At 54.7% G+C, this 19,853-nt stretch carries 20 protein-coding genes; 14 read left to right on the forward strand and 6 right to left on the reverse strand.

Annotated features, from left to right (window positions below):
* Positions 1–18: 18 nt before the first annotated feature.
* Positions 19–1,086: a uroporphyrinogen decarboxylase gene (gene hemE, locus P2G53_RS06340; RefSeq protein WP_275815400.1), complete on the forward strand. Its 1,068-nt coding sequence runs from the start codon at positions 19–21 to the stop codon at positions 1,084–1,086.
* A gap of 93 nt (positions 1,087–1,179) precedes the next feature.
* Positions 1,180–1,449 carry a hypothetical protein gene (locus P2G53_RS06345; protein WP_275815402.1) on the forward strand — a complete coding sequence of 90 codons (270 nt, stop codon included), beginning with the start codon at positions 1,180–1,182 and terminating at the stop codon, positions 1,447–1,449.
* 513 nt (positions 1,450–1,962) lie between these two features.
* On the opposite strand, the gene P2G53_RS06350 is transcribed toward P2G53_RS06345, so the two are convergent.
* From P2G53_RS06350 to P2G53_RS06360, 3 genes are all read right to left on the reverse strand, one after another.
* Positions 1,963–3,234 carry an aminotransferase class I/II-fold pyridoxal phosphate-dependent enzyme gene (locus tag P2G53_RS06350; RefSeq protein WP_275815404.1) on the reverse strand — a complete coding sequence of 424 codons (1,272 nt, stop codon included), beginning with the start codon at positions 3,232–3,234 and terminating at the stop codon, positions 1,963–1,965.
* 156 nt (positions 3,235–3,390) lie between these two features.
* Complete coding sequence (locus tag P2G53_RS06355) at positions 3,391–4,491, reverse strand: malate dehydrogenase (protein WP_275815406.1); 1,101 nt, start codon at positions 4,489–4,491, stop codon at positions 3,391–3,393.
* 167 nt (positions 4,492–4,658) lie between these two features.
* Complete coding sequence (locus tag P2G53_RS06360) at positions 4,659–5,444, reverse strand: RMD1 family protein (protein ID WP_275815408.1); 786 nt, start codon at positions 5,442–5,444, stop codon at positions 4,659–4,661.
* A 279-nt stretch (positions 5,445–5,723) separates the two neighbouring features.
* On the opposite strand from P2G53_RS06360, the gene radA reads away from it, so the two are divergent.
* Positions 5,724–7,091, forward strand: a complete 1,368-nt coding sequence (gene radA / locus P2G53_RS06365; protein ID WP_275815410.1) for a DNA repair protein RadA — start codon at positions 5,724–5,726, stop codon at positions 7,089–7,091.
* Between the two features lie 4 nt (positions 7,092–7,095).
* On the opposite strand, the gene P2G53_RS06370 is transcribed toward radA, so the two are convergent.
* On the reverse strand, positions 7,096–7,467 hold the full coding sequence (locus P2G53_RS06370) for a PilZ domain-containing protein (protein WP_275815412.1): 372 nt from the start codon (positions 7,465–7,467) through the stop codon (positions 7,096–7,098).
* 164 nt (positions 7,468–7,631) lie between these two features.
* The gene (gene ettA, locus P2G53_RS06375) at positions 7,632–9,299 is read right to left on the reverse strand and encodes an energy-dependent translational throttle protein EttA (RefSeq protein ID WP_275815415.1); all 1,668 of its coding nucleotides are present in this window, start codon (positions 9,297–9,299) and stop codon (positions 7,632–7,634) included.
* 181 nt (positions 9,300–9,480) lie between these two features.
* Between ettA and P2G53_RS06380 the strand changes: the two genes are divergently transcribed.
* The 11 genes from P2G53_RS06380 to P2G53_RS06430 all read left to right on the forward strand — a co-directional run bounded on the left by P2G53_RS06380 (position 9,481) and on the right by P2G53_RS06430 (position 18,077).
* The gene (locus P2G53_RS06380; RefSeq protein ID WP_275815417.1) at positions 9,481–9,894 is read left to right on the forward strand and encodes an Hsp20/alpha crystallin family protein; all 414 of its coding nucleotides are present in this window, start codon (positions 9,481–9,483) and stop codon (positions 9,892–9,894) included.
* A 306-nt stretch (positions 9,895–10,200) separates the two neighbouring features.
* Entirely contained in the window at positions 10,201–10,659 is a 459-nt protein-coding gene (gene pedF / locus P2G53_RS06385) for a cytochrome c-550 PedF (protein ID WP_275815419.1), read from the forward strand.
* 199 nt (positions 10,660–10,858) lie between these two features.
* Positions 10,859–12,115 (forward strand): serine hydroxymethyltransferase, encoded by a 1,257-nt coding sequence (gene glyA / locus P2G53_RS06390; RefSeq protein WP_275815421.1) that lies wholly within the window; start codon positions 10,859–10,861, stop codon positions 12,113–12,115.
* Positions 12,116–12,263: 148 nt separating this feature from the next.
* On the forward strand, positions 12,264–12,737 hold the full coding sequence (gene nrdR, locus P2G53_RS06395; RefSeq protein ID WP_275815423.1) for a transcriptional regulator NrdR: 474 nt from the start codon (positions 12,264–12,266) through the stop codon (positions 12,735–12,737).
* A gap of 1 nt (position 12,738) precedes the next feature.
* Complete coding sequence (gene ribD, locus P2G53_RS06400; RefSeq protein WP_275815425.1) at positions 12,739–13,878, forward strand: bifunctional diaminohydroxyphosphoribosylaminopyrimidine deaminase/5-amino-6-(5-phosphoribosylamino)uracil reductase RibD; 1,140 nt, start codon at positions 12,739–12,741, stop codon at positions 13,876–13,878.
* A complete protein-coding gene (locus tag P2G53_RS06405; protein WP_275815427.1) occupies positions 13,878–14,543 on the forward strand; it encodes a riboflavin synthase in 666 nt (221 codons plus the stop codon). The genes ribD and P2G53_RS06405 overlap by 1 nt, the downstream gene beginning before the upstream one ends.
* A gap of 18 nt (positions 14,544–14,561) precedes the next feature.
* Entirely contained in the window at positions 14,562–15,680 is a 1,119-nt protein-coding gene (gene ribBA / locus P2G53_RS06410) for a bifunctional 3,4-dihydroxy-2-butanone-4-phosphate synthase/GTP cyclohydrolase II (RefSeq protein ID WP_275815429.1), read from the forward strand.
* A gap of 12 nt (positions 15,681–15,692) precedes the next feature.
* Positions 15,693–16,166, forward strand: a complete 474-nt coding sequence (gene ribE / locus P2G53_RS06415; protein WP_275815431.1) for a 6,7-dimethyl-8-ribityllumazine synthase — start codon at positions 15,693–15,695, stop codon at positions 16,164–16,166.
* A gap of 6 nt (positions 16,167–16,172) precedes the next feature.
* Positions 16,173–16,646, forward strand: coding sequence for a transcription antitermination factor NusB (nusB, locus tag P2G53_RS06420; RefSeq protein ID WP_275815433.1), 474 nt, complete (start codon positions 16,173–16,175; stop codon positions 16,644–16,646).
* Position 16,647: 1 nt separating this feature from the next.
* A complete protein-coding gene (gene thiL / locus P2G53_RS06425) occupies positions 16,648–17,604 on the forward strand; it encodes a thiamine-phosphate kinase (protein ID WP_275815435.1) in 957 nt (318 codons plus the stop codon).
* Positions 17,601–18,077: a phosphatidylglycerophosphatase A gene (locus P2G53_RS06430; RefSeq protein WP_275815437.1), complete on the forward strand. Its 477-nt coding sequence runs from the start codon at positions 17,601–17,603 to the stop codon at positions 18,075–18,077. The genes thiL and P2G53_RS06430 overlap by 4 nt, the downstream gene beginning before the upstream one ends.
* Before the next feature lie 3 nt (positions 18,078–18,080).
* Here the strand turns inward: P2G53_RS06430 and P2G53_RS06435 are convergent, their stop codons facing one another.
* On the reverse strand, positions 18,081–19,853 hold the full coding sequence (locus P2G53_RS06435) for a 1-deoxy-D-xylulose-5-phosphate synthase (protein WP_275815439.1): 1,773 nt from the start codon (positions 19,851–19,853) through the stop codon (positions 18,081–18,083).

Consider the following 19,853-nt stretch of genomic DNA (forward strand, 5'->3'; position numbering starts at 1 on the left):
GAGAAATGGCTGAACTCCATGGCTGAACTGAAAAATGACCGTTTTCTTCGCGCCCTGTTACGTCAACCGGTAGACGCGACCCCTGTATGGATGATGCGTCAGGCAGGCCGTTACCTGCCGGAATACCGCGCGACCCGTGCCCAGGCCGGCGACTTTCTCAGTCTCTGTAAGAACAAAGAACTGGCCTGTGAAGTCACCATCCAGCCGCTGGAACGGTACGATCTGGATGCCGCTATTCTGTTCTCCGATATCCTGACGATTCCGGATGCGATGGGTCTGGGCCTGTATTTTGAAACCGGTGAGGGTCCGCGTTTCAAAAAAATCATCCGCACCGAACAGGATGTGGCTGAACTGCCGGTACCTAAGGCCGCTTCCGATCTGGATTACGTGATGGATGCGGTGAAAGAGATCCGCCGTGCCCTGAACGGCCGTGTGCCGCTGATCGGTTTTTCCGGCAGCCCGTGGACCTTGGCGACCTATATGGTTGAAGGCGGCTCCAGTAAAGACTTCCGTCACATCAAAGAGATGATGTATGCCACCCCTGCGGTGCTGCATGCTCTGCTGGACAAGCTGGCGCAGTCAGTCACTGACTACCTGAATGAGCAGATCCGCTGTGGCGCTCAGGCGGTACAGATCTTTGATACCTGGGGTGGCGCACTGAGTGGTCCCTGCTATCAGGAGTTCTCCCTGAAATATATGAAACAGATCGTCGACGGTCTGATTCGCGAAAACGAAGGCCGTCAGGTACCGGTCATCCTGTTCACCAAAAACGGTGGTCAGTGGCTGGAAACCATGGCCGAAGCCGGTGCTGATGCCCTGGGTCTGGACTGGACCACAGATATCGGCAACGCCCGTGAGCGCGTCGGCAACAAGGTGGCCCTGCAGGGCAATATGGACCCAAGCGTGCTTTACGCCCCGGCTAACCGTATCGAACAGGAAGTGGCCTATATCCTTGAGCGTTTCGGTAACGGCTCAGGCCACGTGTTCAATCTGGGTCACGGCATTCATCAGTTTGTTGATCCGGCCCAGCCGAAGGTGCTGGTGGATGCGGTGCATGAGTTGAGTGCTAAATATCACCAAGGGTGATTTAGAAAACGGGCCGAATGGCCCGTTTTTTTTGGCTATTTGATAGCATCAGATGGTTGTCATGCTTAAGGGAATAACTAAAAGGAGTTTTAGATGAAATTTGTCGTGATTTTGGATGGGAGATCTGAGATTGGTAGGATTTATCAACAAGGATCTAATGATGGAATTGCCGCTGATGAACACCCTTGTCTTGAATGCGTGAATGTTGTTACGGATAGCCCCTATTATCTTTATGCTGAAAGGAGTTTGTCTTCAGCTGAGGACTTAATTCAGAAGGTATTTATTCCACATTCTGCGGTAGTGTCTATTCATCAATTTGATGACGATGGTTCTATTCCGCAATTTGGATTTACAGTTAAATAATTTTCCGCTGTCGCGGAGTTAAGAGAGAGCGGCTGCGCCCTCTCTTAACAATCTCTCCGCAGCCCCACGCCTTGCCGGCTGCGCCGGTGCCCTGCGTTACTCGCCGTAAGCGGGACGGCTAGAACTCGCTTCGCTCAGACAGGCTGGCCGCCTGATCCGCTTCCGACTGCGTTACTCGGCTGTGGCAAGGGGGGAGTGATCCGTGCCACATCAATGCTATTTCAGTCCAAACGACAGAACCCGAAGTTGGCACCAATTTTCCCCCTTCTGCGCAGCCGAGGACTGGAGGTGACAAGCGATTTAAGGGCGGAACTGTTTGAGGCCGCAGGCCGAGTTTTTCGCCCGCGCTTGTTACTGAAGCCCGCAGGGAAGTCGCGAAGCGACCCAGCGGTGGGGCGGTTTTAGATTGTTAAGACCTTTGGGCGCCCAAAGGTCTTAACCCGACGTAAGGCGGAAAAACAGAACAGAAAAGTTGAGCTGGAGTTGAAACCGTGTTCAATCAAACTAATAAGGTCAGACTGCTTCCAATGCCTGCTGCAAATCAGCAATCAAATCATCCACATGTTCAATCCCCACCGACAACCGCACCATCTCTGGTGACACCCCGGCGCTGGCCAACTCTTCATCATTCAACTGCCGATGGGTGGTTTCGGCCGGGATGGCGGCCAGTGACTTACAGTCGCCAATATTCACCAGCCGGGTAAATACATTCAGCGCGTCGTAGAAATTACGGGTGGCTTCACGTCCGGCATGCAGACCAAAGCTGAGGATGCCAGAGGCTTCACCGTTCAGGTATTTCTCTGTCAGGTGGTAGTCCTTATGACTGGGTAGACCCGCATATTTGACCCAGCTAACCGCAGCATGCTGTTCCAGGTAGTCGGCGATTTTCTTGGTGTTCTGGTTGATACGTTCCATACGCAGGGTCAGGGTTTCGATGCCCTGCAAAATCAGGAAGGCATTAAACGGTGACAGGGCTGAACCGGTGTTGCGCAGTGGTACGACCCGGCATCGGCCGATAAAGGCGGCTTCGCCCAGTGCTTCTGTGTAGACCACGCCGTGATAGGAGGCGTCTGGGGTAGTGAGCAGCGGGAAACGATCGGCATGTTGTGCCCAGGGGAATTTGCCGGAATCCACCACCACGCCGCCCACTGAGTTGCCATGGCCACCGGCATATTTGGTCAGGGAGTGAATCACAATGTCGGCACCCTGCTCAATGGGGCGCCACAGGGCCGGGGTGGCTACGGTGTTGTCGACCATCAGGGGGATGCCGTTGCGGTGGGCAATCTCTGCCAGCGATTCAATATCGGCGATGCCACCCGAGGGATTGCCGATGCTCTCACAGAAGATCGCTTTGGTGTTGGCGTCGATGCTGGCTTCAATGGCGGCAAAATCATCTTTGTTCACAAAACGCACTTCAATGCCCTGACGGGGCAGGGTGTGAGCAAACAGGTTGTAGGTGCCGCCATAAAGCTCACTGGTGGAGATAATGTTATCGCCCACCGCTGCGATGGTCTGGATGCTGTAAGTGATGGCCGCCATACCGGAGGCTACTGCCAGTGCGGCAATACCACCTTCCAGGGCGGCCATGCGTTTTTCGAGCACATCCGTGGTGGGGTTCATGATCCGGGTGTAGATATTGCCCTGCACCTTCAGATCGAACAGGTCGGCACCATGCTGCGCATCGTCAAAGGCATAGGAGGTGGTCTGGTAGATCGGTACAGCAACGGCTTTGGTGGTGGGATCAGGCTGATAGCCACCATGCACGGCAATGGTTTCGAGTTTCATTGGGCTTCCTGCATTTTTTATTGTGAGAGTTAGAACTCTAGATTAGAGGTGTGGAACTGTAAAAGTGGAAAGGTCAGACGGGTGAGAAGTGGCGGTCTGTCTCAGCAACAGCAGGCTATAAGCGCTCTGTTACTGAGACATGCGTTGAGTGAAGCGTTACATCACCCGGTTGGTGGTCATGAACTTGCTGTCCGGATCCGGTCCGGTATCGTCTGCATAGAGCGTGACACCGGAACGCAGGCAGATCGACAGGTTTTGGTGAGAGGCTTCGGTTTCTTTGGGTAGCAGATGTTCAACCACCGCTTTTTCTTCCAGCAGTTCCTGCTCGGTTTCGATCAGGCGTTTCTGGCTGAACTCATTCATCGGGAAATCATGCACAATCTGATAACGGCCATAGTTGCAGCGTACCGGGAAGGAGAAGAAGACCCCCTTGGTAATGCCATAACTGCCGTCACTCAGGATTCCCATACTGATGATCTCGCCGGGTTCTGTACCCAGTACCCAGTCTTTCATCTGATCGACAATAGCCTGAGCGGCCGATGCTGCACTGGATAGCCCTCGAGCTTCGATGATCTCTGCGCCGCGGCGCTGTACTTTGGGGATAAACTCTTCCCGGTACCAGGTGGTATCTATCTGGCTCATCGCGGGTTTGCCGAGGATGGTGGCATGATGCAGATCGGGGTACTGGGTGGCTGAGTGATTGCCCCAGATCATAATGCCCTCAATATCACGGGTTGTGGCGCCAGTATGATTGGCCAGAATGCCTTTGGCCCGGTTGTGGTCCAGACGGGTCAGGCAGGTGAACTGCGACGGGCTCAGATTGGGCGCATTGCGGCTGGCAATCAGGGCGTTGGTGTTGGCCGGGTTGCCTGTGACCAGTACTTTAACGTCACGGTTGGCAAAGTCATTCAGCGCCTTGCCCTGACGGGCAAAGATCGCAGCGTTTTCTTCCAGCAGATCACCACGCTCCATGCCGGGGCCGCGTGGTTTGGCGCCGACCAGCAGGGCAAAGTGCGCGCCACGGAAACCGCCTTCAACGTTATCATGCAGGGTGATGGTATGCAGGAGCGGATAGGCGCAATCCATCAGCTCCATGGCTACCCCACGCAGCGCGTCCATGGCATGAGGCAGTTCGATCAGTTGCAGAATCACGGGCTGATCCTTGCCCATCATTTCGCCTGCGGCGATTTTAAAAAGCAGGCTGTAGCTGATTGCACCGGCGGCACCTGTTACGGCAATTCTTACAGGACGTCTCATAGTAATAACCTGTTGATCTGTTTTATTTTTATCCGTTACTGCGCTAACAGTTCTTTGAGTTTAGTGTCAGTCGCTGAGCATGGCTAACCGAAACCTGAATTTGCATAAAAAACGGCACCCGGTCTGGGCCCCTGACGGACGAGTAACGTCGGAGTAATCGAAGGGTTTCAGATGTGGCGGAAAAACAGCTCATACAGGGTCAGCACGATCTCCACCACAATCAGGATCACAATGTACCACTCCACCCGCAGGGTGCGCCGGTCCTGCAGCAGGCCAAGCAGTGTCTCGGCGGTGTTACTGATCAGACCCAGTTTGCGCTCCAGTGCGATCTGGCGTTCGTCGATCTCGTATTCGTTTTCCAGTCGTTTCCAGACCCGGTCGAGTTCGGGGTAATCCCACAGGATATCGGGCTTTTCACCGACCTGCGCCCGTCCCACCATGCGGTGCTGAATCTGTAGAATTTCACCGATATGTTTGATCAGAGCATTGGCCTGTCGGGGCAGGCGGCCACCGGTTTGCATCTTCAGGGCCAGCGGTTCAATCCGGTCAAAGGTGCCGGCGGCGCTTTTTTCGTACACATCCAGTACCAGGCTTTTGGCCAGAATATCCGCCACCACCTGCAGCAAAGGCAGGCCCGCTTCGGGCAGAATCAGTCGTCCCTGATCAAGCTGCTCTGCGGCACCGGGAATGATCTGGATCTCAAGAGTTTCAATTGTGGGCTGATCATAGGGCTCAGTCACAAAACTGCTGAGCTGCATCAGGAAAGTCGCCTCTTCCAGCGCGGGCACATTAAATAAAACCACCACCCCGAAGCGGAACAGCACGGCATAACCCTCATCCCCGACGGCAATGGTGGTGGGGTCGCGGGCGAGTATCTTGACCTGACTGAGACGGCGCAGTTCGATGCCCTGACCCACCAGAAGTGAACGTGCCGTTGATATGGCTTGCAACATAAGTTTTTTGGACCGGCTATGGCCACCAGTTCTTTTCCCGGTGAGTGTCAGCATTCGGGTAAAAGAGCGGGGTCTACGCGTGGAGATGTTTGCGGCTGTGCAGTCCTGCTGACCGGGCTGCTATCTGTTGTTATTAGAGAATACGGATGTTGCTATAGCAAGCAGTATATTCACCCCCTGCAGGGGTGTTCGGACGCTATTGTTGGATTCCCGAGTGCCGCTTATGGTTTCATTCCGTTAGAATCATCGCTTAAACCCGACCCGGATCCGGAGTGTTTCATGGCCAAACAGAAAACCGCCTATGTCTGCAATGATTGCGGCGCTGACTATACCAAGTGGCAGGGGCAGTGTGTGGCCTGTCATGCCTGGAATACCTTGTCGGAAGTGCGGTTGGGTACGGCTACGCAGGCACGCACCGCGCGGTTTGACGGTTATGCTGGCAGTGCCGGTAAAGCGGCTGTCGTAAATCTGTCGGAGGTGGCGCTGGAGGAGATGCCCCGTTTCACCACCGGCGCTGGTGAACTGGACCGGGTGCTGGGTGGTGGTCTGGTGCCCGGTTCTGCAGTGCTGATTGGCGGTCATCCGGGGGCGGGTAAAAGTACCCTGCTGCTGCAGACCATGTGTTATCTGGCGGAAAACATGCCGGCATTGTATGTCACCGGTGAGGAGTCACTGCAGCAGGTGGCCATGCGGGCAAAACGTCTTGGCCTGCCGACCGGTCAGTTGCAAATGTTGTCGGAAACCAATGTCGAAACCATTTGTGATACCGCGCATCAACTCAATCCCAGAGTGATGGTGATCGATTCGATACAGGTGATGCATATGGCCGATGTGCAGTCGGCACCGGGCTCTGTCTCTCAGGTGCGTGAGTCGGCAGCTTACCTGACTCGTTTTGCCAAGCAGACCGGCACCGTTTTACTGCTGGTGGGGCATGTCACCAAAGATGGTTCGCTGGCCGGTCCCAAGGTGCTGGAACATATGATCGACTGTTCCCTGCAGTTGGAAGGTTCTTCTGATTCCCGTTTTCGTACTCTGCGCTCGCATAAAAACCGCTTTGGTGCGGTGAATGAACTGGGCGTGTTTGCCATGGTGGAGCAGGGGCTGAAAGAGGTGAAAAACCCCAGCTCGATCTTTCTCAGTCGTGGCGAAGGACCGATGCCGGGCAGTGTGGTGATGGTGGTCTGGGAGGGTACCCGTCCATTGCTGGTTGAGATTCAGGCGCTGGTGGATACCTCGCCCATGAACAACCCGCGCCGGGTGGCGGTCGGACTTGAGCAGAATCGGATGTCGATGCTGCTGGCGGTGTTGCACCGGCATGGTGGTCTGATGACCGGTGACCAGGATGTGTTTGTCAACGTGGTGGGCGGCGTCAAGGTCCTGGAAACCGGGGCGGATCTGGCGCTGCTGCTGGCTGTGGTGTCCAGCTTCAGAGATCAGTCGTTGCCGCAGGATCTGATGGTGTTCGGTGAAGTGGGTTTGTCAGGCGAAATCCGGCCGGTACCCAATGGTCAGGAACGGATTCGCGAAGCCGCCAAACACGGTTTCAAACGGGCCATTGTGCCTAAAGGCAATGTGCCCAAAGAAGCGTTGGCGGGCATGCAGGTAGTGGGTGTAACCAAACTGACTGAAGCGCTGGATGCGATCTGAAATGTCAGTCGTGGATCAGCTGTTCCAGTTCCCGCTCCAGCAGGGCTTCTTCGCCCAGATTCAGCTCCACAATCCGCCGCAGCAGGGTCAGTGAATCCAGATCCAGCTGTGACAGGGCAAAACCATAGCGGTTGTCTTCCTGATGTTTAAGGGTGATAGGGGCTTTGATGGTCACATCATTGCCCAGCAAATGAATCGTGGCATCAACCTGATCGCCCGGTTCAAGCGGTAACTGCTGATCCGACTCTATCAATACCCCTTTGAATGAGATATCCATCAGCTTGACCGGGATCTCGACACCGTTATGGTGAAGGTCGGTAGCAGCGTCAAAGTGGATGCGGGTAAAACGGCGACGGTTGTTATCAGGAGTGGACACAGCAGTTTATCCTCATGACTGGCAGACAGCAGGCCTATTAAAAACCCAGTATAGCTGCCGGGTAAAGCCGTTGTATCTGATCGGGTTATTTATTTTCTATCGGCGCGGCAGGGTTTGGCTGGAGCAAAAAAAATGCCCCGCAGGTGCGGGGCATTGTGAGCTGATTAACCGAGGTCAGTCATACGCTTGTACTTGATGCGTTCTGGCTGGTGTTCCTTGCCATAACGGCGTTTGTAGTCGGCCTGATATTCGGTGTAGTTGCCTTCGAAGAATTCCACCTTGGAATCGCCTTCGTACGCCAGCATATGGGTACAGATACGGTCGAGGAACCAGCGGTCATGCGAGATCACTACCGCGCAGCCCGGGAACGCCAGCAGGGCTTCTTCCAGCGCACGCAGGGTTTCGATATCCAGATCGTTGGTTGGCTCGTCCAGCAGCAGTACGTTGCCGCCTTCTTTCAGCAGCTTGGCCATATGCAGACGGTTGCGCTCACCCCCGGACAGATCCTTGACGAACTTCTGCTGATCACCACCTTTGAAGTTGAAGCGACCACAGTAAGCGCGGGCCGGGGTCTGGTAGTTACCCACGGTGATGATGTCCTGTCCGTCGGAGATCTCCTGGAACACGGTTTTGCTGCCATCCAGATCACGGGACTGGTTTACATACGCCAGCTGTACCGTTGAACCCAGCTCAATGCTGCCGGAATCTGGCTGTTCCTCGCCGGAAATCATGCGAAACAGAGTGGATTTACCCGCACCGTTACCGCCGATGATGCCGACAATGGCACCCGGTGGAATGGAGAAGCTCAGGTCGTTAAACAGTACCTTGTCGCCATAGGCTTTTGAGATATTGTGGGCTTCGATGACCTTGTCACCCAAACGTGGTCCCGGTGGAATGTAGATCTCCTGGGTTTCATTGCGCTGCTGAAACTCTTTGGAGTTCATTTCATCGAACTGTTTCAGACGGGCTTTGGATTTCGCCTGACGGCCTTTCTGACCCTGGCGAACCCATTCCAGCTCGGCAGCAACCGCCTTGCGGTGGGAGGCTTCCTGTTTGGCTTCCTGTTCCAGACGTTGCTCTTTCTGTTCCAGCCAGGAGGAGTAGTTACCCTCGTAAGGAATACCATGGCCGCGGTCCAGCTCCAGAATCCAGCCAGCGGCGTTGTCCAGGAAGTAACGGTCGTGGGTAATCGCCACAACAGTACCCGGATATTCCTGCAGAAAACGTTCAATCCAGGCTACGGATTCCGCATCCAGGTGGTTGGTCGGTTCGTCCAGTAGCAGCATGTCCGGTTTTTCCAGCAGCAGACGGCACAGGGCAACACGGCGACGTTCACCCCCGGACAGGTGTTTTACTTCCGCATCCCAGGCGGGCAGACGCATGGCATCGGCGGCACGTTCCAGTGCAGCTTCCAGGTTGTGACCGTCTTTTGCCTGAATGAGGTTTTCCAGTTCGGCCTGTTTTTTGGCCAGTGCATCAAAGTCTGCATCCGGTTCGGCATAGGCCGCATAGACCTGATCCAGCTCGGTCAGGGCGCCTTTGACGTCAGAAACGGCTTCCTCGACCACTTCGCGCACGGTTTTACTTTCATCCAGCTGCGGTTCCTGCGGCAGGTAACCCACTTTAATGCCGGGCATCGGGCGGGCTTCACCCAGAATTTCTGTGTCGATGCCGGCCATAATGCGCAGCAGGGTGGATTTACCTGCACCGTTCAAACCGAGCACGCCGATTTTGGCGCCCGGGAAAAACGAGAGGGAGATATCTTTCAGAATTTCACGCTTGGGCGGTACCACTTTACCCACGCGGTTCATTGTATATACGTACTGTGCCATGCACGGACCTGTGTCGATTGAAAACGAATGGCCGAATTTTAGCCGAAAGCGCTTATCAATGGCTATTTTGATTCGGATCAATATTCGCCGCTGGCGCTTTTTTAGTGTCGTTCTAGACTCAAATTAAGCAGGTCGGGTTTAAAACCTGCGGTTTAACTCCAATCCGAGGGAGGTGAGTCAGATGGGCGACCTGAGACGCTTTAACAGTTTGTTTGACGACACCTTTTTCAATCATTTTTTCCATCCTGCCAGCGAGCAGGGTGAGCGTACACCGGCGATGGATGTGCGCGAATCTGAAAAAGGCTATGGCATTGATCTGGATCTGCCGGGGGTCAACAAGGAAGATATTCACATTCATGTGGATAACGGAGTGTTGACTATCCAGGCAGAAACACACAACGAGGAAAAAGAGGAGAAAGACGGGAAACTGATTCGGCAGGAACGCCATTATGGCCAGTATGTGCGGCGATTGTCCGTAGGCGATAATGTCGACCCCAATCAGATCAAGGCGCGTTTCGATGCGGGCGTGTTACACCTCGAGCTGCCAAAACCGGCACCTAAACCGGAGCAGAGCAGACGCATTGAAATTAACTGAACCGCACCCCTACGCCCATAAGCCCGGCCTTCAGGTCGGGCTTTTTAATGGTTTTCTTATGGTGGTTAACAAAACACTTTAGAGAATCAGGTGCAAAAACTCCCACTAAACCAATCCCCGTTTTGATAGTCTTACAACCTGTGCGGTCTTGGGACTCACCCTTTATCTTTCTGAGTTTTGTGGAGGGAGGGCTGCATAACCTTGTGTGTTTTAGTGCCCATCTCTGCATGGGTGAACAATTGTTTGTTAGATTCTTATCTGGAGAATATTTTGATTTCTAAGTTGTTTAAGGGGCAGGTCACTGCCTTGATAAAAGCAGTGCTGGGCAGTTTTTGCCTGGTACTGTCTGCGGGAGCCTGGGCGCATGGTGATGTGACGCCGCATCCGATTGATACCAGCGCGCTGCCACAGCTGGGTGAGGAGTGGCGGGATACCAATCCCTATCGTGGTAACAAACAGGTTGAGGAAGTGGGAGCCGAAGGTTACCTGCATAACTGTGCCGGTTGCCATGGTCTGAATGCGATTTCAGGCGGCATTGCGCCGGATCTGCTGTTGCTGAGTGTGGATTGTGCCAGTATGTCCGGGGACGGGCAGGAAAGTTGTTTTCAGGAAAATGACGAATACTTTAAAAACGTTGTCCTGCATGGCAAGAAAACCAGCTCCGGGCGTGTAACCATGCCGGGTTATGATGGTGTGTTTACACAGGAAGCGGTCTGGGCGGTGAAAGCCTATATCGATGCCCGCACTCTGGAAGAGAATCCTTAACCCCTCCGGCGGCATCATTGGCCATCTTGGCTCAGATTCAAGTGAGTTTGAGCCTGTTTCATGTGTCAGTGGCGCCGCTTTTCGGTATAATCCGCGTTTTCCAATTTCCCGTGATGTTCAGCAATGCCGAAATACCGTTTCAAAACGGGTCTGGTGCTGGATCGGGTTCATTTTTCCTTAGTTAGGGGACAGTAAGTCGATGTTTAGCAAAGACATGACCATCGCTGATTTTGATGCTGATCTGTGGGCTGCGATGCAGGCGGAAGCCGTGCGTCAGGAAGAACACATTGAGCTGATCGCATCTGAAAACTACACCAGCCCACGTGTTATGCAGGCGCAGGGTTCTGTGCTGACCAACAAATACGCCGAAGGTTACCCTAACAAGCGTTACTACGGTGGTTGTGAGCATGTGGACGTGGTTGAGCAGCTGGCCATCGACCGTGCCAATGCCCTGTTTGGTTCAACGTACGCTAACGTACAGCCTCACTCCGGTTCTCAGGCCAACGCTGCGGTATACATGGCACTGTGTCAGCCGGGCGACACCATTCTGGGCATGAGCCTGGCTCACGGTGGTCACCTGACCCACGGTGCAGCAGTTTCTTTCTCCGGCCGTATCTACAACTCGGTTCAGTACGGTCTGAACCCTGAAACCGGTGAAATCGATTACGCTGAAGTAGAGCGTCTGGCGCAGGAACATAAGCCAAAAATGATCATTGCCGGTTTCTCTGCGTATTCCCGTGTGGTGGACTGGCAGCGTTTCCGTGATATCGCTGATCAGGTCGGTGCCTACCTGTTTGTTGATATGGCGCACATCGCAGGTCTGGTGGCGGCAGGCGTTTATCCGTCTCCGGTGCAGATCGCAGACGTAGTCACTACCACTACACACAAAACTCTGGGTGGTCCACGTGGTGGTCTGATCCTGTCTGCGCGTGCTGATGAAGAGCTGCAGAAAAAACTGAATTTTGCCGTATTCCCTGAATCTCAGGGTGGTCCGCTGATGCACGTGATCGCGGCTAAAGCGGTGTGCTTCAAAGAAGCGATGGAACCTGAATGGAAAGCCTATCAGGCGCAGGTAGTTAAAAATGCGCAGGCGATGGCTGATACCTTCCAGAGCCGTGGTATCAAGATTGTTTCTGGTGGCACCGAAGATCACCTGTTCCTGGTGGACCTGATCGATAAAGATATCACTGGTAAGGATGCTGACGCGGCGCTGGGTCGAGCCAACATCACTGTGAACAAAAACGCAGTGCCAAATGATCCACGCTCTCCATTCGTGACCTCCGGTCTGCGTATTGGTACTCCTGCTGTGACCCGTCGTGGTTTCAAGGAAGCAGAAGTGACCGATCTGGCTAACTGGATCTGTGACATTCTGGATGACATCAACAACGAAGAGACCATCGTCCGTGTTAAAGCGCAGGTGAAAGCGGTCTGTGCACAGTATCCAGTCTACAAATAAGCAGGCATACCGGTGCTGTTCGTCAGTGCCGGAAAAATGTACAATCCCCGGCGGCGCCCTGTTACAGTGCGCCGCTTTTTCTTCAGTATTGAAGTAACGTTCTTTATTCAGGGTCAGATTTGACCCACGCTCTTTTCGGAACCTGACTATGCAATGTCCGTTTTGCGGTGCCAACGATACCAAAGTGGTTGATTCCCGACTGGTGGCTGAAGGTCAGCAGGTTCGCAGGCGGCGTGAATGTGTCTCCTGTAATGAGCGTTTTACCACCTTTGAATCAGCCGAGTTGCTGATGCCCCGTGTCATCAAGGCTGATGGCACCCGTGAACCCTTTGATGAAGACAAACTGCGGGCCGGTATTCACCGCGCGCTGGAAAAACGTCCCGTCTCCATTGAAGAGCTGGAAGCCTCCATCAGTCGCATTAAACACCGACTGCGCGCCACCGGTGAGCGAGAACTACCCTCCCGTGAGTTAGGCGAAGCGGTTATGGCTGAACTGCGCCGACTGGATGAAGTGGCCTATGTGCGTTTCGCCTCCGTCTATCGCAGCTTCCAGGATATCAATGAATTTAAGGAAGAGATTGATCGTCTCTCCGCTGGTCATAACAGTAATAACGGTAACTGATATGTCAGGCTGGAGTGAGGCTGATCACATCTATATGTCCCGCGCGCTGCAACTGGCGGCGCAGGGTACCTGGACCACAGATCCGAATCCTCGTGTAGGCTGTGTGCTGGTGGTGGGCAATAAGATTGTTGGCGAAGGTTATCACCGCAGGGCCGGAGAGGGTCATGCTGAGGTTAATGCGCTGGCCCAGGCAGGAGAAGCAGCCCGGGGTGCGACGGCCTATGTCACACTGGAGCCCTGCTGTCATCATGGCCGCACGCCGCCTTGTGCTGATGCATTAATTAAAGCAGGTGTGACACGGGTTGTATCCGCGATGGTGGATCCCAACCCACAGGTGTCGGGGCGTGGCATTGAGCGGCTTAAACAGGCGGGTATTCAGGCTGAAAGTGGTTTGTTGCAAGCTCAGGCTGAACGCTTAAACCCGGGTTTTATCAAACGGATGCAGACCGGACTGCCGTTTGTGCGGATTAAACTGGCGTCCAGTCTGGACGGTCGCACGGCCATGGCATCGGGTGAGTCTCAGTGGATAACCGGCCCCGCAGCCCGGGCCGATGTACAGCAGCTACGGGCGCGCAGCACGGCCATTATGACCGGTGTGGAATCGATTCTGATGGATGATTCCGCCCTGACCGTGCGCAGTGAGCAGCTAAACCTTCCGGATGCAGAATTTATAGCGCAGCGCCAGCCACTGCGGGTGGTGCTGGATTCAAAACTGCGTATGCCGCTGAATGCCAAAATTTTACAAGAGCCGAGGCAGACCCTGCTGGTAACCTGTTCGGATGAAGCCGAGCGTATTGAAGCATTCAAGCAAGCGGGCGCACAGGTGTTTAGTTTGCCAGCGGATGAACAGGGGCAGGTACCTTTGATGCCACTGCTGCAATGGCTGGCAGCGGAACATCAGGTGAATGAGCTGCTGGTGGAAACCGGCGCCACACTGGCCGGTGCCTGTTTGCAGCAAAAACTGGCGGATGAGCTGGTGATCTATCAGGCGATGACGCTGATGGGCAGTGAAGCCCGCCCGCTGTTGGCGCTGCCATTGGCTAAAATGCAACAGCAGGTTCGGTTACAACGTCTCGACAGCCGCTGGCTGGGCGATGACCATAAACTGGTGTTGCGACCTGTATACGGAGAGGGTGTCTGATGTTTACCGGCATCATTGAAGCAATCGGTGAAATTGCCGCCGTCAATGAAGTGGGCGGTGATCTTAAGCTGTATGTGCGCACCGGCAAACTGGATCTGGCGGATGTCTGTCTTGGTGACAGTATTGCCACCAACGGTGTTTGTCTGACCGTGGTGGAGCTGCCGGGAGATGGTTTTGTGGCGGATGTGTCCCGTGAAACCCTCAGTCATAGCCGTTTTGCGACCATTAAAGTGGGTGAGAAGGTCAACCTTGAAAAGGCGATGCTGCCCACCACCCGTTTTGGTGGCCATATTGTCAGTGGCCATGTGGATGGTGTGGGTGAAGTGGTATCTCGTACAGAAGATGGCCGCTCCATCCGTCTGACCATCGCTGCACCTGCCTCATTGCAGCGATATCTGGTGGCCAAAGGTTCAGTCACCGTAGATGGCGTCAGCCTGACAGTGAATCAGGTTGACTCTGATGGTTTTGTTTTGAATATCGTGCCGCATACGGCGCAGGAAACCATCCTTGATAGTTACACTCCGGGGCGACAGGTGCATCTGGAAGTGGATATTATTGCTCGATATCTGGAGCGCCTGATTGGCGTGCAGCCGGATCATAACGATAACAACAGTCAGGGCCTGACGCTGGAAAAGCTGGCGGCCGCTGGATTTATGCACCGCTGATGCGGATGACGGATAGATATGGAACTCAATACACCTGAAGAGATAATCGAAGATATTCGCCAGGGTCGGATGGTCATTCTGATGGATGATGAAGACCGTGAGAATGAAGGCGATCTGGTGATGGCCGCCGAAATGGTGCGGGCTGAAGATATCAATTTTATGGCCACCCATGCCCGTGGTCTGATCTGCCTGACCCTGACCCGCGAGCGCTGTAAACAATTGCAGTTACCGCTGATGGTGCAGAGTAACGGCGCCCAGTTCTCAACCAACTTTACCCTGTCGATTGAAGCGGCGGAGGGTGTTACCACCGGTATTTCCGCGGCTGACCGCGCCCACACTGTGCGCACGGCAGTAAAACACGATGCCAAACCGTCTGACATTGTGCAGCCCGGTCATATCTTCCCGCTGATGGCGCGTCCTGGTGGCGTGCTGAGTAGGGCCGGACATACCGAAGCCGGTTGTGACCTGGCGCGTATGGCGGGTTATACCCCGGCTTCCGTCATTGTTGAGATCATGAATGATGATGGCACCATGGCGCGTCGTCCAGATCTGGAGCTTTTTGCCCAGAAACATAATCTGAAAATTGGCACCATCGCGGATCTGATCCACTACCGGACCACCAACGAACACACCGTGGTGCGGGAATCCGAAGTTACCCTGCCTACTGAATATGGTGACTTCCAGTGTGTGACCTACCGGGATGAGATTCAGGGCTGTACCCATCTGGCGATGATTATGGGTGATGTGACCCCGGAAGACCCCACCATGGTGCGTGTTCATATCCGTACCGAGGTGTTGCGTGATCTGTTTGGCGCTAAAACCGGCGATGAAACCAAATGGACTGTGCGTCGTGCGCTACAGAAGGTCGCTGAAGAGGGTAAAGGGGTTGTGGTGCTGCTGGATACCGGACAGCGTTATGATCTGGGCACTGCACTGGATGTGGCCCTCAACCGCAGTCCGCGCACCAAAACCAATGATGTCAGCTCCTCCGGTGTTTATCTGACCGTGGGGACTGGCTCTCAGATTCTGCGTGATCTGGGCGTGCGCCGAATGCGCCTGCTCAGTTCGCCGATGAAATTTAACGCGATCTCCGGTTTTGATCTGGAGATTGAAGAATATATTCCCTGTGAAGACTAAGGTGGATACAGAATGGCTGTAACAACCTATGAAGGTGATTTCGTCAACGTGGATGGCAACTATACCATCGTGGTTGGTCGTTTTAATGCGTTTGTCGTTGAAAGCCTGCTGGAAGGTGCACTGGATACGCTGAAGCGTCACGGTGTCAGCGAAGACAAAATTCGAGTGGTACGTGTTCCGGGCGCGTTTGAGATTCCGCTGGCGGTTAAACGTCTGGCGGCTCAGAAAAAAGATGATGCGATCATCGCGCTGGGTGCAGTGATTCGCGGCGGCACACCTCACTTTGAGTATGTCTCCGGCGAGAGCTCTAAAGGTGTTGCGCAGGTTTCTCTGGAATATGATATCCCTGTCGCCAACGGCATCCTGACCGTAAACAGCATTGAGCAGGCGGTTGAGCGTTCCGGTACCAAAATGGGTAACAAGGGTGCAGAAGCGGCCCTGTCAGCGCTGGAAATGGTCAGCCTGCTGAAGCAGCTTGAGGTCTGATCGGGAATGAGCGAGCCTACCCCAAAACCGGCAAAAGCCAAAAAACCATCTCTGACTACCCAGCGCCGTCAGGCCCGCAGCTATGCGCTGCAGGCGCTCTACCAATGGCAGATGGCGGGTCAGCCGGTGAATGAAATTGAAGCTCAGTTCCGCGTTGAAAATGATATGCGTGATACGGACGTGAAACTGTTTGGCGAACTGCTGCACGGTATTGCGGCGTCCAAATCTGAGCTTGATACGCTATTCAGCGACTATCTGGATCGCAGTGTCGAAGATCTGGACCCGATTGAACTTACTATTCTGCGCATCGGCAGTTTCGAACTGTTGAAACGGATTGAAGTGCCTTACCGCGTGGCAATCAACGAAAGCGTTGAACTGGCCAAAATCTTTGGTGCCACCGACAGCCATCGTTATGTTAACGGTGTGCTGGATAAGCTGGCGCAGAAGGTACGCAGCGCAGAGGTGCGGGCCAAACGCTGATATGGGTGAATTCGAGCTGATCCGCCGCTTTTTCAGTCGGCAGTCAGCCGATCCTTCGGTAGTGCTGGGGGTGGGTGATGACTGTGCTGTGTTGCAACCGCCAGACGGTCAGCAACTGGTGGTGTCCATCGATACCCTGGTAGAGGGTACCCATTTTCTTCCTGCTACAAAACCTGACCTGATCGCCCGGCGCCTGCTGGGCGCGGCGGTCAGCGATCTCGCCGCCATGGGCGCTCAGCCCGCCTGGCTGACCCTTGCCCTGACCCTGCCAACAGCCGATTCTGACTGGCTCTCTGCCTTCTCTGAGGCGCTGTTTGATGCCTGTCAGCAATGGGGTCTGAGTCTGGTGGGTGGTGATACCACTCGTGGTCACCTGGCCCTGAGTGCTCAGGTACACGGTTTTGTGCCTGCTGGACAGGCCCTGTTGCGCCGAGGCGCCCGGCCCGGTGATCTGGTACTGGTGAGTGGCACGTTGGGTGACAGTCGTGCAGGACTTGAAACACTGCTCAAGCAGCAGTCTGTCGATAACGACGTTGCTGAGCTGCAGCAGCGTTTTTATGCACCCTCACCACGCCTCGAGCTGGGTCAAACCCTGCGTGGTTTTGCCACAAGCTGTATTGATATTTCCGACGGTCTGCTGGCCGATCTGGGTCATATTCTGCAGGCCAGTCAGTGTGGTGCGGAAATAAACTGCGACCGGTTGCCGCTCTCAGCCTCTCTGCAAAATTGTTTCGATGCCGAAACCTGCCGGAACTGGGCGCTGAGCGGAGGTGAGGATTTTGAACTCTGTTTCACCCTGCCGGAACAGTTACTGGGGCAACTGCCAGAAGGGCTCGACATTACGCCCATTGGTCGGATTACCGCTGAAACCGGGATTAAGCTGCTTGAACAGGGTAACCCCATATCTTTGACCTGTACCGGTTATGATCACTTTTCTGTCTCCAAGGACTCCCTATGAGTAAACATTGCCCTGCCTCGGTATGGCGTAACCCTGTGCACTTTCTGGCATTTGGCCTCGGCAGTGGTGCGGTGCCCAAAGCCCCGGGTACGTTTGGTACGTTGGCGGCGGTGATCCCTTACCTCTGTTTGCAGCAGCTGGATCTGCCCTGGTATCTGCTGATGTTACTGGCTACGACGCTGATTGGTATCTGGCTGTGTGGCAAAACAGCCAGAGATCTTGGCGTACATGACCACGGTGGCATTGTCTGGGATGAGTTTGTCGGTTTCTGGCTGACCATGACCTTTGCCCCGCCGGGCTGGCTCTGGATTGTGCTGGGTTTTCTGTTGTTCAGGCTGTTTGATATTGCCAAACCCTGGCCGATTGGCTGGGCTGACCGTCGGGTATCCGGCGGTACTGGCATTATGCTGGATGATCTGCTGGCTGGGGTTTATGCTGCAGTCGTACTGCAATTGCTGGTCTGGCTGATCTAGACCTTATTTGAGTCGTACCTGAATAGCTGCGCTGATACCCTGTGGGTCCAAGCCGCAGGCCTGAAGCTGTTCTGCACGTGATGCGTGGGAGATCCAGCGATCCGGAATGCCAAGGCTCAACAGGTCAACATTCAGATTTTCCCGGTGCAGGCAGGCACTGACCGCCTCTCCGGCGCCACCCATCACTGCATGATCCTCCAGCGTGACCAGCAGATTATGCTGTTCAGCCAGAGAGCGGATCATGCTTTCATCCAGTGGTTTTACAAACCGCATATCCACCAGTGTGTAATTAAACTGTTCAGCGACCTGAGCGGCGGTCTGTAACAGAGGACCAAAATTGAGTAACGCCACCTCTCTACCCTGACGGATCAATCGTGCCTGTCCCAAAACCAGCGGCGCCGTGTCTGCTGACAGCGGCTCAGGTACCGCACCTCTGGGGTAGCGAACAGCGGCGATCCCGGGGGTGTTATGGCCCAGAGTGAGCATGGCGTTGAGTTCGTCTCCGTCCGCCGGTGTCATGATCACGGCATCCGGCAGACAACGCAGCATGGCAAGATCAAAACAGCCCGCATGGGTGGCACCGTCTTCGCCCACCAGACCGGCGCGATCGATGGCCAGCAGCAGGTCAAGTTTTTGCAGGGAGGCATCATGAATCAACTGGTCATAGGCCCGCTGCAAAAACGTGGAGTAGATGGCGACGACGGGTTTGAGTCCTTCACAGGCCATGCCGGCGGCGAGTGTCAGAGCGTGCTGTTCGGCAATGGCGACATCAAAATAGCGGTCCGAAAACTGTTCGGAAAATGCGACCAGGTCAGAGCCTTCGCGCATCGCCGGAGTGATGGCGCACAGGGTCGGATCTGTCTCGGCAGTGGCGCAGATCCAGCGGCCAAAAATATTCGAGAAACTGGGTTTTTTAGGCTGTTTACGACCGCGAATCGGCTCGATTTTTGTCAGTGAGTGATAGCCCACCGGATCGGCTTCAGCCGGGGCAAAACCTTTGCCTTTACGGGTGATGATATGCAGGAACTGGGGGCCGGTGCGGTTTAGAGCAGCAGCGAGAACGGGTAACAATACCTCAAAATCATGACCATCCACGGGACCTGAGTATTCAAAATCCAGGGCTTCAAACAGGGCGGCTGTGGTATCTCCCGCGGTCTGGTTTTTCAGGTTCTTCGCCAGATAAGTCGCCAGTCCGCCCTCATTGCGGGAGATCGACATATCATTGTCGTTCAGGATGACCAGCATATTCGCATGGGTGTGCGCGGCATGGTTGAGTGCTTCAAACGCCATGCCTGCGGTCATGGCGCCATCGCCAATTACGGCAACGGTTTTGTTGTTGCGTCCAAGTTGACGATCGGCAAGTGCCATGCCGAGTGCGGCACTGATGGAGGTGCTGGAATGTCCAACGCCAAAACTGTCAAAGGGGCTTTCATCCCGTTTTGGGAAGGGTGAGGGGCCGTCTGATTTGCGAATACGGGTCAGGGCTTCACGCCGCCCGGTCAGTATTTTATGCGGATAACATTGATGGCCTACATCCCAGACCAGGTGATCATCCGGGGTCTGCAGCAGAAAATGCAGCGCAATGGTCAGCTCAATGACACCCAGTCCCGCGCCAAAATGCCCGCCGCTCTGGCCCACGCTGTAGAGCAGATAGGCTCGCAGTTCCTCGGCCAGTTGCGGTAACTGTGCCGGGGTCAGCTGACGCAGCTGCTCTGGCTGGTCAATCTGATCCAGCAGAGGCGTGTTCGGGCGCTGATCGGGGATCGAATGAAACAT

Source organism: Neptuniibacter sp. CAU 1671 (assembly GCF_029222905.1).
Lineage (GTDB): Bacteria > Pseudomonadota > Gammaproteobacteria > Pseudomonadales > Balneatricaceae > Neptuniibacter.

Bases quoted from the DNA above. Each gene is read 5' to 3' on its own strand.
- hemE (WP_275815400.1), top strand. From the start codon at position 19: ATGGCTGAACTGAAAAATGACCGTTTTCTTCGCGCCCTGTTACGTCAA.
- P2G53_RS06345 (WP_275815402.1), top strand. From the start codon at position 1,180: ATGAAATTTGTCGTGATTTTGGATGGGAGATCTGAGATTGGTAGGATT.
- P2G53_RS06350 (WP_275815404.1), bottom strand. From the start codon at position 3,234: ATGAAACTCGAAACCATTGCCGTGCATGGTGGCTATCAGCCTGATCCC.
- P2G53_RS06355 (WP_275815406.1), bottom strand. From the start codon at position 4,491: ATGAGACGTCCTGTAAGAATTGCCGTAACAGGTGCCGCCGGTGCAATC.
- P2G53_RS06360 (WP_275815408.1), bottom strand. From the start codon at position 5,444: ATGTTGCAAGCCATATCAACGGCACGTTCACTTCTGGTGGGTCAGGGC.
- radA (WP_275815410.1), top strand. From the start codon at position 5,724: ATGGCCAAACAGAAAACCGCCTATGTCTGCAATGATTGCGGCGCTGAC.
- ettA (WP_275815415.1), bottom strand. From the start codon at position 9,299: ATGGCACAGTACGTATATACAATGAACCGCGTGGGTAAAGTGGTACCG.
- P2G53_RS06380 (WP_275815417.1), top strand. From the start codon at position 9,481: ATGGGCGACCTGAGACGCTTTAACAGTTTGTTTGACGACACCTTTTTC.
- glyA (WP_275815421.1), top strand. From the start codon at position 10,859: ATGTTTAGCAAAGACATGACCATCGCTGATTTTGATGCTGATCTGTGG.
- nrdR (WP_275815423.1), top strand. From the start codon at position 12,264: ATGCAATGTCCGTTTTGCGGTGCCAACGATACCAAAGTGGTTGATTCC.
- ribD (WP_275815425.1), top strand. From the start codon at position 12,739: ATGTCAGGCTGGAGTGAGGCTGATCACATCTATATGTCCCGCGCGCTG.
- P2G53_RS06405 (WP_275815427.1), top strand. From the start codon at position 13,878: ATGTTTACCGGCATCATTGAAGCAATCGGTGAAATTGCCGCCGTCAAT.
- ribBA (WP_275815429.1), top strand. From the start codon at position 14,562: ATGGAACTCAATACACCTGAAGAGATAATCGAAGATATTCGCCAGGGT.
- ribE (WP_275815431.1), top strand. From the start codon at position 15,693: ATGGCTGTAACAACCTATGAAGGTGATTTCGTCAACGTGGATGGCAAC.
- nusB (WP_275815433.1), top strand. From the start codon at position 16,173: ATGAGCGAGCCTACCCCAAAACCGGCAAAAGCCAAAAAACCATCTCTG.
- thiL (WP_275815435.1), top strand. From the start codon at position 16,648: ATGGGTGAATTCGAGCTGATCCGCCGCTTTTTCAGTCGGCAGTCAGCC.
- P2G53_RS06430 (WP_275815437.1), top strand. From the start codon at position 17,601: ATGAGTAAACATTGCCCTGCCTCGGTATGGCGTAACCCTGTGCACTTT.
- P2G53_RS06435 (WP_275815439.1), bottom strand. From the start codon at position 19,853: ATGTTTCATTCGATCCCCGATCAGCGCCCGAACACGCCTCTGCTGGAT.